At 54.8% G+C, this 13,065-nt stretch carries 6 protein-coding genes; all 6 read right to left on the minus strand.

Annotated elements, in window-relative coordinates:
- Window positions 1-587: 587 nt before the first annotated feature.
- Complete coding sequence (locus ABD796_RS04010) at window positions 588-2,552, minus strand: family 10 glycosylhydrolase (protein ID WP_344903179.1); 1,965 nt, start codon at window positions 2,550-2,552, stop codon at window positions 588-590.
- Between the two features lie 31 nt (window positions 2,553-2,583).
- Window positions 2,584-3,462 (minus strand): carbohydrate ABC transporter permease, encoded by an 879-nt coding sequence (locus ABD796_RS04015; protein WP_344903182.1) that lies wholly within the window; start codon window positions 3,460-3,462, stop codon window positions 2,584-2,586.
- 14 nt (window positions 3,463-3,476) lie between these two features.
- The gene (locus tag ABD796_RS04020; protein WP_344904213.1) at window positions 3,477-4,334 is read right to left on the minus strand and encodes an ABC transporter permease; all 858 of its coding nucleotides are present in this window, start codon (window positions 4,332-4,334) and stop codon (window positions 3,477-3,479) included.
- A gap of 101 nt (window positions 4,335-4,435) precedes the next feature.
- Window positions 4,436-6,106, minus strand: a complete 1,671-nt coding sequence (locus tag ABD796_RS04025; RefSeq protein ID WP_344903185.1) for an extracellular solute-binding protein — start codon at window positions 6,104-6,106, stop codon at window positions 4,436-4,438.
- 383 nt (window positions 6,107-6,489) lie between these two features.
- A complete protein-coding gene (locus ABD796_RS04030; RefSeq protein ID WP_344903188.1) occupies window positions 6,490-10,569 on the minus strand; it encodes a carbohydrate binding domain-containing protein in 4,080 nt (1,359 codons plus the stop codon).
- Between the two features lie 168 nt (window positions 10,570-10,737).
- On the minus strand, window positions 10,738-12,819 hold the full coding sequence (locus tag ABD796_RS04035; RefSeq protein ID WP_344903191.1) for a beta-galactosidase trimerization domain-containing protein: 2,082 nt from the start codon (window positions 12,817-12,819) through the stop codon (window positions 10,738-10,740).
- Between the last annotated feature and the right edge of the window lie 246 nt (window positions 12,820-13,065).

Raw genomic sequence — 13,065 nt, forward strand, 5'->3', positions numbered from 1 at the left:
AGACTCGGACCCTCGACGAACTGTAGATAAGCAAAACGTACGATTAGTGAAGAGAACAGGAGAAATGTAAGAAATCTAAGCATACGGTAATCAATATATGTTCTTGTCCCAATACGGCAAAGGATATAGGTTCTTGTCCTGAGCCAAGGACAAGAACCTATATCCTTAAAACACAAAAACCGCGACCTACGCGGATTCTTAAGCATACATGTTCTTGTCTCCCGACAGATCAGTGCAGGAGATTTACACAGAAAAACCGCATACACGTTGTGTGTTGAACATAACTGGCGAGTGTGGATACACCCGCGATTGTCAAAGCCGATCTGCGATTTTCAACCCCAAACCTAAAAACGCTCACCAGGTTATCCGCCTTCAATGGTTAACGGCTAACCTAGCGAGCAGTCGATTTATATAGTAGTACAACGTCACAAAGGATATACGGCCCCGTCATCCCTTTGGAATGCGTGCGCTTTACCGTTGAATTATAAGCATCTGTTATGTGAAACATTTATTGTAAACTAAGCTTGCATCGCTCCGAAGTCTTTCCAAATCCCCTATTCACAACAATTCCATCTCGAGAGTTTTTTTCAAACTGTCCGGTCATAGTCAATGACGACCATCTGGTGGCATTCGACAACCGGAACCCGGTAACGGATCGCCGCCCCCTCTTGCGTGAACGCCAGTTCCTCCATTTGTGGCGCCAAATAGACCCGCTTCACAGGCTCCGGCACATTCAGCGAAACATCAACCTTATAGATCGGCGTCATATCCTCGATAATTTCCATATTCCTTCCGCGTTTGACCGGGCATGCATACAACAGATGGTTCACATAACGCGCTTCATGCGGCTGATGCTGCAGCGTAACCGTCCCCTGCGCGGGCAAGCTTGTCTTAAGCGTTCGGCCGGGGCCGAGCAGCAAGTCCAGCGCATGCAGGATCGTTTCCTTGATGAACAAGCTGGCGTTCTCGCCATAATCATAAAACGCGTTCCAAGCATAATAAATGCCGTTTGCGCTTTGAATCATACCCGGCCCCGCGTTGTTGCGGCAATTTGGCGTGTGCGTGTAGTAATAGGCGCTCGCAGTGCGGTTGAAATAAGAATCTTCCCGTATGCCCAACTCGACGCCGCCCGCGGCCAGCTCCACCTTCTGCCCCAGCGCATAGAAGACGAACGAACCTTCCCCCAAGCTCGGTGTTGCAAAATGCGGCCGGAAATAGGCCGGCTGGAACGGATTCGTGCCGGTCCACGCTGCGCCGAGGTCCAAAGCGAACGCATCGCCGGCTTCGTTCAACCCCGATTCGCCGGTAGCGAGCACCTTCCCGCCGCTCTTGAAGTACGCGTCAAGCTTGGCGGCGAGTTTCGGCGTGATTCGTACCCTATCCGGCAGGATGACGACCTTGTAGGCGGTGAAATCCGAATCCGTGTCGAGGAAATCGAACAGGATGTTCCCCTCCTGCAAAATCCGGTACGCGCCGATGTCCGACCGCCCTTTCCTCTCCTCCGCAGGGCCAAGCGACTCGACGGCGAGGATGGCGACATCGGCGACGTTGCGGGCATCCGTACACCACGGCTCCTTCGCTTCAACCTCCCGGTAAGCTTCGCCGACCGACCGATAGACGATCGGGTCCATGAGGCCGTCGGGATGCAGATGATCTCCGACCGAACAGAGCGTGCCATGCGCCAGCGAAAGCGCCGCTTCGAAGCGGAGTGCGTTCGGATGTTTGTAGTTGCCGAAATCTCCCCAGTTTTTATGGAAACGTCCAGTCATGCCGACGATCTTTTTCTCAATTTGCTGCAAATATCTGGCCGACATCGGAAAAAAATCGTAACCCCAGCCGCCGGAGGGCAGGCATTCCACCTCCAGATGGCTGTTCATCGCGGCCATGTCGCGGCGTCCGAAGCGAATGCCGCTATTATGGTATACAGGCATATCCGGCTTGATCGCCCGCACGCGCTCGTTGATCTGGGCGGTGTAGCGAGCGTAAACCCGCTCCGCCATTTCCTCGGCCGCCTGCTTGTCGTACGGGTCTTTCCCTTCCGCCAGCAGCGTCGACCGGCAGTAGTGGCAGTAGCATGTTTTCGGATAAACGATGTCGAGGAAAATACCGTCCGCGTCATAACCGGTAGCGACCTCCTCGATGTGCTGCGTTATATATTCCAGATACGGCGAATGGAAGCAAAAAACATGCAGCCCCGGCTCGCGGAACCCGGCCTCGCAGGTGATTCGGTCGTTCTCGTCGCGGCGCAGCCACTCCGGACGCCGCCTTGCAAGCTGCTCATCCAGCCCGACGTTGAGATATACCGGCGTTTTGACGCCGATCTCATGGGCCGCTTCAATCATTTCGGCAAGCAGGTCCAACGACAAGCCCGGGTGCTTGGCGAATTTCTGCGTATCGTAATAAGCCCATCCATGAAAGCATTTGGCGAAAATCGTAATTGAATCGACATTCCCCAGCCGCAGCATATCTTGAAACTGTTTTTTGGAAAACTGCGTGCCGATCATTACATTTTTATCGTTATGGAAATCAAGATGAATTTGTCTGAATCTCATACGTAAACTCCCTCCGAAAATTGACGCGTATTTATTCCTTCACGCTTCCGAGCACGATGCCCTTCATGAAATATTTTTGCAGGAACGGATAAACGATTAGGATCGGCAATGCGCCCATAAAAATTTGCGCCGCCTTCACCGTTCTGTCCGAAATGTTCCGTAGCGCTTCCTCGTTCAGATCGGTCAACTCCGAGAAATCTTTCTGGATAATGATCGTTTGCAAATAACTTTGCAGCGGATAATGCTCAGGCGAGTTCATCAGAATAAGGCCGTCAAACCAGCTATTCCAATGAGCGACCATCGTCAGCAGCAAAATCGTCGCCAGCGACGGGGTCGATAGCGGCAAAATGATTTTGGCCAGCGTCCTGAAATGCCCCGCCCCGTCGATAAACGCCGCTTCCTCCAGTTCCTTCGGCAGCCCGCGGAAAAAATTGAGCAGCAGGATGACGTTGAACACCGGCACAGCGCCAGGAAGGACGAGCGCCCAAAGCGAATCCAGCAAGCCAACTGACTTAATGACCATGTAATACGGAATGAGTCCGCCGCTGAACAAAATCGTGATGACGAGCATCCAGACGTACCATGTTCGCGATTTGAACTTTGCCGATTCTTTAGACAACGGATAAGCCAGCAAAACGGTCATCAGCATATTAACGATCGTGCCGAGAATGACCCGCTTCACGGATACGAGCAAGGAACGGACAAATTCCTGCTTGCCGAGCACATAGGAATAGGACGTCGTAGTGAAGTCTACCGGCCATAGCTTGACGGTCCCTGCGGACGCCGCATGATTCGCGCTAAACGATACGGCAAGAACATGAACGAGCGGCAGCAAGCATAGCACGGCCAGCAGACAGAGAAAGGTGTAGTTGAACAGATTGAAGCCGATTCTCCAGCCGGTTGCCCGCATTTCATCCTCCCCTTTCAAAAAATCCGGTAATTGGCAAAGCGATGCGCCAGAAAATAGGCGGACGAGATCATCACGAACGAAACGAGCGATTTCAGCAAGCCGATCGCCGTCGCTGTGCTATATTGGGCGCTGATCAGCCCCATCCGGTACACGTACGTGTCGATAATGTCGCCGCTCTCATACACCTGCGGATTGTACAAATTGAATACTTGATCAAAGCCGGCGTTCAGCACGTTGCCAAGGCTAAGCGTCGCCATCAGCACGATGATCGGCCGCATGCCCGGCAGCGTAATATGCCAGGTTTGACGCAGCCTGCCCGCCCCGTCGACAAGCGCCGCCTCATAGAGCGACGGACTGATGCTCGTCAGCGCGGCCAAATAAATGATCGTGCTGAAGCCGAACTCCTTCCATTCGTTCGTGACGACAAGCACATAAGGAAACCAGTCGTTGCTGCCGAGAAAATAAATCGGTTTGATGCCAACCACGCCCAAAATCGCATTCACGATACCGACAGAGGGCGAAAGCAGGTCAAGCAGCACGCCGCCGAGAATGGTCCAGGACAAAAAATGCGGCAAGTAGATTAGCGTCTGCACGCCGCGCTTGATAAATGTGGACGCCACTTCATTGAGCAGCAGCGCGATCCCGATCGGCACGACCAGTCCGGCCGCGATTTTCATCAGCGCGATAAAGACCGTATTGCGCAGCACCTCGAACGTGTCCGGCAAGCTCAGCACATAACGGAAATTTTTCAACCCAACCCACTCCGAGCCGAGAAATCCTTTGGCCGGGATATACTTCTGGAAAGCGATAACAATGCCGAACATCGGACCGTAATGAAACAGAATAACGAGCAGCAAGCCGGGCAAAATCATCAGATGAAGCGGCCAGTTTGCCAGCTTCTTGCGAAGCCTCCTCCCGTATCGTGGAGAAGGAGGGAGAGGAAGCGTACCCTCTCCCCCATGTCCCGGCCCGCTTACTTGGCCGTTTTGTACCATTCGTTAACCTCCTTAACGACTTCGTCGCCGCCTTGTTTTTTCCACTGCTCCACGTATTTGTCGAATTCGTCGACCGGCGATGAGCCCAAAATGATTTTAGTCAGCGCCTCGAATTCCAGCTTGTCGAGCACAGGCTTCTTCTCCAGCATCGAAGGCAGCGGCGACGTAATGAACTCGTTGACAAGGTATAAATTGTTTTTGCGGTAATGGTCGGCCACCGACATCGTACCGCCTTTGTTGAACATCAAATTCCATCCCCAGTTGCTGAGATCGCCCGCCTGGAATTTCAAAATGCGGTCGTACACACCCTTATCCTCCGGCGTCAGCTTCGACAGATCCTTCGTCTCCAGCGCCCCGATAATACGCAAGCTCTCGTCGATGTTTTTGTACGATTTGTAAGCGGCCATCGCGTTAAGCAGCCAAACCTGGTTGCCGTCCGCCGACGTATTGTACTGCTGGTAAATATCGTTCGACGTATTTTCGTAGAACGATTTTAGCCAAAATTCAAGCAGCTTGAACACCGCTTCCGGATGCTGAACCCCTTTCTTGACCACCCAATAGTTGCTTACGCCGACCCCTACCTGCGATTTGGCCGGCTTGTCGTCCACCGACAGGATCGGAAACGCCTTCCACTCCATCGTCGGGTCTTTATCCTTCGCGGCTTGCAGCGGCGACAGACCGGCATACGGCGTGTTATAGAACATGCCGACTTTGCCGCTCGCGATCGATTCGTATACCTTCGATAAATTTTTCGCCCCGAACTCGGGATCGATTTGTCCCGCTTTAAACATATCCTGAAGCTGCTTGAACGCCTTCTTCATCTCCGGCTGCGTGGTGCTGTACGCCAAGCTTCCGTCCGCCCCTTTGACGTAAATCCCCCAATAGGCGTGGAAGCTGTTAAAAAAGCCGGTCAACAGCCCAAACTCTTTATCGATAGCGAGCCCGAACGTATCGTTTTTGCCGTTGCCGTCAGGGTCCTTCGTTACAAAAGCCTCGCTGATCGCGAGCAAATCGTTGAACGTCTTCGGCTCCGGCAAATTGAGCTTTTTCAGCCAGTCGGTGCGGACGAACACCATTTGCGAACGTTCTTTGGCCGCCGCCGTGTATGGAATCGCCATCAGCTTGCCGTTAATCGTAGCCGATTTTAGCGCCGTGTCCCCGTCCTCTGTCAGCAGCTTTTTGATGCTGTCGCTGGCATTCTTGTTGTAAACATCCGTCAAGTCGGCGATCAAGCCGGCTTCGGCAAGCTGCTTGAACTGGGTTGGAGTCACCTGGAAGAAATCCGGAATTTCCCCCGATGCGATCGTCAAATTCATTTTTTGCTCCAATTGGGTCGGATCGACCGCCCATAGCGTCTTCAGCTTGATGCCGTATTCCTTCTTGTAGGCGCGGGTCCAGGCGTTATTCTCGAGTGAATCGCCTTCGGCAAATTTGACGGTCGGCGCTTGTGCCCGTACGGTCGTCAAGGTGATCGGCGGGTCGTATTTGCCGTCCTTCATACCGTTTGCCGTACCGCTGTCCTGCGGTTTGGCGCTTGCCTCGGGTTTGGCCGATGGCTGCGGCGTTTGCTCCTTTCCTCCGCTGCATCCCGCAATGGCGATTGAAAGCGCGGACATAAGTGTTACGGTTGTGAGTCCAGCCTTTTTCATTTCAAACATCCCCTTCTAAATGCTGTCCATGTGACCGCAAGCTGCTATCGGAACCGCTTGCATTTGTAGAGTAACCGCAACAGCCACGGCTGAAAAGCTTCTGTTTAGGTTGACTTATTCCGTTAAACGCCTATATGCCGGATAACATCCTTCATGGAATAAAAAATTGGAAATTGCTTGTACGGCAAAAATCGGTCTGGCATCAATCGGGTTGCTTCATGTAAACGTCATCCAGCCAAGCGTTTCCGTTCACGGCTTGATCCGCTTTGAAATAAAGCTGCATCGATGACGGTGTTAATCGGCGCCGTGTAGGTAAGCGAGGCCGGGCAGCTCGCGAGATGCCAGCATACCCGACCTCGTCTGCATCACGGATAGGTCCCTCTTTACAGCGGAACTTCGTTCAGCTCAAGATCGTCGACCCACGCCGCGCCGTTCGCGGCCTGATCGATCTTGAAGTAAATCCAGACCGTTTTCGTTTGCGGCAACGCAGTGAACGCAACCTCAACCTTCGTCCAGTCGCCCGTTCGGGCTCCTTCTGTCCACAAATAGGAAGTGCTTCCGCCGCTTGCATCAACCTGTCTGACGCCAAGCGCCACGGAGCCGGCCGTCGCGCTGTTCTTGACCCAGCCCGACAAGACGTAGCGATGACCCGACGTTACGGCGATCGCCTTCGGCGTGTCCGTATTGAGCACATTGAACGTGTCGTTCGCGTCGGGAATGAGCTTCGCCGAATATTGCCCCGTGCGCGCGACCGTCTGATCCCACACGGCGGCCCGCATCGACCAGCCGTCCGGTCTCGCCCAGCCGACCGTTATTTTCTCGAAGCTGCTGTTGTATACGAGATTCGTATCGACGTTCACCTGAAGCGGCAACGTGGCATAACTGACGTCCCCAACCTTCGCTTCGATGGTTACGCCATATGTGTCTTTGGTTACCGAAGCAGGAACGTAGACCGAGCCCTGTACCGTCCTCTTCTCCCGTGCCGCCAGAGCGACGGAGTCGTCAAGCGTCATGGTGATTCCGTTCGGCGTCATGCGTGGCAAATCGACCGTTATCGGATGATTCGTGCCGTTCGTCAGCTCGACAGCAAACGAATACGCTCCGGCCTGCCTAATATCCATAACGCTCGGCGTCAACTGTGCGTCAAGAACGGTCATGACTTCGTTCAATTCCAGATCGTCCACCCACGCTGCGCCGTTCGCAGCCTGATCGAGCTTGAAGTACACCGCTCCGCGCTTCGTATTAGTCAGAGCCGTGAAGACGACCTCGACCTTCGTCCAATCGCCGGTTTTTGCCGCTTCCGCCCATGTATAGGTCACCGATGCGCCCCCTGCGTCGATTTGGCGAACGCCGAGCGCGACCGAGCCTGCCGTCGCTTCTGTCTTCACCCAGCCGGTTAGCTTATACGTGGTTCCGGCAGCAAGCGGGAATTCTTTGCTCGAATCCGTATTCAGTACGTTAAACGCATTGCTTGCGTCAGGAATCAGCTTGGCGGATGATTGGCCGCTGTGAGCCACGGTATTATCCCATACGCCCGCACGCATGTACCAGCCGTCCTTTCTTGCCCCGCCGGCGGTAACCTTCTCGAAGCCGCCGTTGTATACAGGGTTCGTATCAACCGACAGTGTAAACGGCAGTACCCCGTAGCTGACGCCGTAAACCCGGGTTTCGACGGTTACGGCATAATTGCCGCGCGCAGCCTCTGCGGGGATTGTGACAGCTCCCTGAACCGTCTTCGTCTCATGCCCGGTCAACGTCGCGGCCCCAGGGAGATCGACCGTCACGCCATCCGCAGCCGTCCGCTCCAGTTCAACGGTAATCGGCTCGTCAGAGCCGTTCGTCAGCTCGACGGAGAACGGGTACGTTCCCGCCTCTGTGACATCCATGCTCCCCGGGGTCAGCTTGGCGGCAAGAAGCGGCAACACCGTAAATGCCCTTTTTGCCGCGACTTGAATGTCTGAGCCTTTGTATTCGAAGGAAAGCGTAGCTTTTGCCACATAATCGCCTGGCGGCAGCGTTGCCGGAATAACCGGATTTACGCTGTGGGCGGCGCTTTCCCCACTCTTGATTTTACCGAACTGCGTCTCGATCGGCGGAATTCCCATCGCTTCCGGCAGTTCGATGCGCAATCGCGCATTTTGGATCGCCTTGTCGCCGACATTCCGGATTTCTGCGCTTAATGCCCATTCATCGCCCTGCACAAGCGACGATACCGCAGCTTGCAAATCCAGGAGCGCCATCGATTGCAAGATCGGCATAATGCTTGCGGTCACATCGTCCAGCAAAGCGTTCAACTGCTCTCTTTTGCCTTCCAAAACAAGATCGGATTTTCCGCTAACCCAATTTTTCAGCTTACCGGCACCGTCCAGCGCTTTCTCCGACTTGCTCATGGCTTTCCCTGCATCCACAGACGCCGCCGTCAACTCCTGCTTCACCTTCAGCAGCTTTTGGATCAGCTTCTCCGTTTTCTTCAACCACTGATGGTTTGCAATGAGGCCGGTTGCGCCTTGAAGCTCTCCGACCGCCCGATCGATCCCTGCCGTTAAAGGCGTGATCCGGTATACAACCGATTGCTCCGGCCCGAGGTTGACGCTAAGCTCATGCGCCCAACTGCTTGACTTCTGCGGCGGGGCGCCGTACAGCAGCTCCACCTGACTGCCTGCCTGCGCAAGCGGAAGCACGGCTGTCTGCGCTTGCTTGGTCAGGTTGATGGCTACGGCGTATTGCTCCTGCCCTTTGGCATAGATCGCCCATTGGACGTCACTGCCGATATGCTCCGCCGCCTTGTTGCCTGCGGAGACGAGATCCCCCATCAAGGCGATCTCGTCCTTGAAATTCACCAAACCCGGCCACAGCGCAGAATCCCGCAGCTTCCAGCCCGGGTCGTTGATTGAATAATACCCGAGACCCTTGCTGCCTGCGAGGAACGCCTGATAAGCCATATTGCGAAGTTGATCGATTGTCGGCAAATAGTTCCATATGGTTCCGGCATGTTTGAACGTTTGCAGCACCGTCCAAACCGGTTTCGTGCCGTCCACGTCCGCAGCCGCTTTACGCACCCCGTCTCCGACCGCCGAGATCGGCTGGTTGTAGTCCTGGTTATACGGGTAAACGTCCGTAACGAGAATGTCCGTCGCCTGACCCGTCGAACGATAATAATGCGAATCGACCTCGACCATATATGTCGGATGAACGGGATCGATCGAGCGAATCAGCTTGTAGGCATCCAGCAATTCAGACTGCGGAATACCGTTTCCGCTCGGTTCGTCCATAATCATATAAGCGAGCACAGCGGGATGGCTTTTGAATTTCGTTACAACTTGCCGGGTCAGCTCGAAGTTTTCCTTAACCTTCATATCAAGATAAAGCGGAACGAGCACCTTCAGCCCGCTAGCCTGAGCGGTATCCAGCATCGACTGCAAGGATGTCTCACTTCCGTTATTTGTGCCTTGAATCGTATTGACACCGATCTCCTTCAAGTAGGGATAATCCTCCGGGTAAGCATGGTAAGCGATGACCGGGAAGAAGGGCTGCCCGTCGACAAGTACCGGACCGTTCTGTGGGAGGGAAGTCGGACGCTCCCAACGGTATATCGCACAGGTTTCCAGCTCGATCCGTTGCCCCGCCTCATCTTTCAGCTCCACCTGTAGTTGGTAGGGCTGCTCAAGCGCCATCCCTGACGTCGGGAAGGCAACGTTCAAAGTTGCTTCGGCGGCAATGCCGTTCTGCTCAAAGACCGAATGGCCGGAAGCCTGCTCAACGAACCGAACATCAACCGTTTTGCCCGCCATACTGCCGTCCGAAGGTTCAAGCTTGATTAAAGCGCTTCCATTCGTCACATCGGGATAAAAATACCGCTGAGACGGTTCGATGATAATCTGCGGCTTGTCTTTTGTCTTGACAGCCGCCAAATCGTCGAAGTAAACGGTTCCCGTTCCGTACAACCGCAAGTACACATACATATAGGCCGATTCCGGCGGCACCTGAATGTTGTATTCCAGCTCATGCCACTGTCCGTCGTTAGCGGTTCGCGCCGCTTGGTAGCTATAACCGGTTACCCAGTTCTCGACCGTGCTGTCGATTCCTTTGTAAAATTCAAATTTATAGCCTACATTTCCGTTAACTCCGATTGCTTTGAACCAAGTCGTGATGTTGTATGTAGCCCCTTCCTCTACCGGAACAGGAATCGCCACCCACGGATTATTCCCTGTGCTCGTTTGAATGGAGACGCCGTAATTCCCCGTATGCGCCGCTTCCGGGGCCGCCTTGAATGCTTCCCCCCAGGCGTTGCCGATGACTTTCCACTGCGCGGGAACAACTCCCGTCACTTCCTCGAAGCCGGGATTCGCGACAAGATTGCCGCTCGAGGCCGCCGCTGTCCGTGCCTGAAAAGCGGCAATCAGTTGAAATGTTAAACAGAAGGAGAGCAATAACGATAACCAGGACTTCCTGCACAAGTGCATGTCTTTCATCCTCTCAAGCGTTTTTTGGGCAAGCAGAAAAAAACAGGGCGCCGGAATGCTCAACGCTCGCCGTTGCTTACACCGGACACCCCCTTTTTTTCTATTTAGTTGCATGAGATCTGTTCCCCCGGTCGCCGACAAAGCCGAACGCGACGGCCAGGAAGCTTGTTACGCTGATGGTTCGATTATCTCAATCGCGACGGCCGTATGCAAACCGAACGGAGGCACGACGAATGAGATGCGGTCGGAAGACTTGCAAATCGCAAGCTCGGTTCCTTCCGGGATTAACCGGACGCTGCCGGCATCGAGACGCAGCGAAATTTCGACTTCTCCGACCGGATGCACCTCCTCGATGAACACCTTCGAGCCTGCCGCCGTTTCTTCGCGCACATTGACCAGATGAACGATCACACGCGATTCGCCGGGCTGCCGCATCACGTTCATTTCCACGGAGAGCGGCGCGCGAACGACGATTCCCGGATCGGGATTCAATACCCGCAGGCCATTCAGGTATACATTGCGCAGCCACGGCGAGCCGCTGCTCCAATACCCCGCCTCCAGCGGCAGCGGGATGTACAGGCAACTTCCTTGACCGAACGCGTTCACCACAACGGACGGATGAGGCGTCTCGGCTGCCGGATGGGCGTGTTGGTGGTACACATGACGATGAACCTTCGTCTCAACGGCCGGCTCCATCAGCCCAGCCAGCTTCGTCCCGGTTGTCGGCGACACCTTTAGCGCAGGCAGCGCCGGGGTTTTCAGCAGCAGCGGCATATTAGGTACGTTGCCCGCAAGCCGGGCATCAAGCGGATACAGATACGAAACCCCATACAGCCACATGTCAAGGAAATCGGCGCCAAACACATCGCTCAGTCCAAAGTTTTCGCTACGCTCTCCGTTTGCTTGATACAAGGAGGTGCGTCCGCTTGCCAGCAGCTTGCCGCCGCTTCGCACATAGTCGCGTATGATCGCCTGCAGCTCTTCGCTCACATACGCTTGATCCGGCAGTATCACCATTTCATACCGGCCGATATTCGCCGCGAGCCCGTCTTCGTCAAGGAAATCGAAGTGGATATGCCCTTCCGACAAGAGCCGGTGTACGCCTTGCAATGTCGCTTCGTCCAGACTGCGCGGCAGCGCCGACGCTTCCAGCATGCGCTTGTTGCCGATGCTGAACAGCACGGCGACGTTAGGCTCGCTGACCGCCTCCAGCAGCCACGGCTCCAGCGACTGAACCCAGTCATTGGCATGCTTGACCGCCTCCATGACCGGCTGCGGCACGCTGCCCTTCAAGGCACCGGAGGGATACGCGACGTGGCCGAAGCTGATCGAGCCTCCGTTCGCCACGGCGATCGCCGCTGTCGTGCGCAGCGTTTCCGGCGGCGCGACCGTCCATTCCCCCCAGCTCCCCATCTCGCTTGGCATCATCAGCTCGAACGGCTTGCCGAACGACCGTTTCCAGCGCGCGAGCAGGCTGCCGTACATGTAGTGCGGCGGATGAAACTCCGAGGTGAAGTAATCCGCATACCGGTCCGCCTCCACTTGCCCGAACCGAGGGTCGCCGGCATGATTCCAGCCGATCAGGAAGTCCGGACGGATCGCCTTCAGCCCGTTCGCCGCATCGCGCAGAAACCGGTAGCGAATGTCGCGCTGGAACGATTGCCACTGAGCCATTTCCTTCGTCCCTGGGACCGGCGCCGTCGGGGCATCATAGCCGAATCGGTTGCGGTACGCCGCGCGGCAATATTCGCAGTGGCAGCAGTTGTCCCACACATACGTGATGTCGAAGAAAAATCCGGCCACCTCGTAGCGTTCCGCGATTTCGTACAATTGACCATACACGTAATCCCGATAAGGCGAGTTCATGCAGAGCAAATCGTAGAAGCCGAACGCTTCCTGAATCGGCGTCTGATCGGCGGCCCGCTGCCGGTAATCCGGGTTGGCGGCGGCGACATGGCTGTTAAGCCCGACATTATAATAGGCAATGATGGCGATGTTATGCTTTTTGGCTTCGGTTATAGCTTCGGAGAGCAGATCGCCGTTCAGCTTCGCATTTTTATGACCGATCTGCGTGTCGAAGTAGCTGTTTCCGAATGCATCCTTGGTCATGAAAGTAATGGTCTGCATACCCGCTTCGGCAGCGGCGGCGAAATACTCCGCTACGTTCAACCGCACCTCCGGAACAGCTTCTCCCGCGTGAAAGTCAAACAGCCCGCGGCGTATCGTTTGACGGTACAACTGGTTTTCCATCCGTAATGACTCCGTTATTTCTTGTTGATTTTGCGTATTTTCCGACCGTAAACCCTGCATTTCCGCGATCATCTCCCCCCGCCTGTTATCATTTCCGGCAAGCCGACCGGTCGCAACCGCTTGCAAATGTAGCGTAACCGTCATAATCATCGCTGAAAAGCTTCCGTTTCCGCCTACTTATTCCGTTTTACGCCTTTTAGCCGGTTCATGACCGGGAATGAATAAATAATTCAAAATTGCAGGTTC

It is taken from the genome of Paenibacillus hodogayensis (genome assembly GCF_039536325.1).
Classification (GTDB): Bacteria; Bacillota; Bacilli; order Paenibacillales; family NBRC-103111; genus Paenibacillus_AB; species Paenibacillus_AB hodogayensis.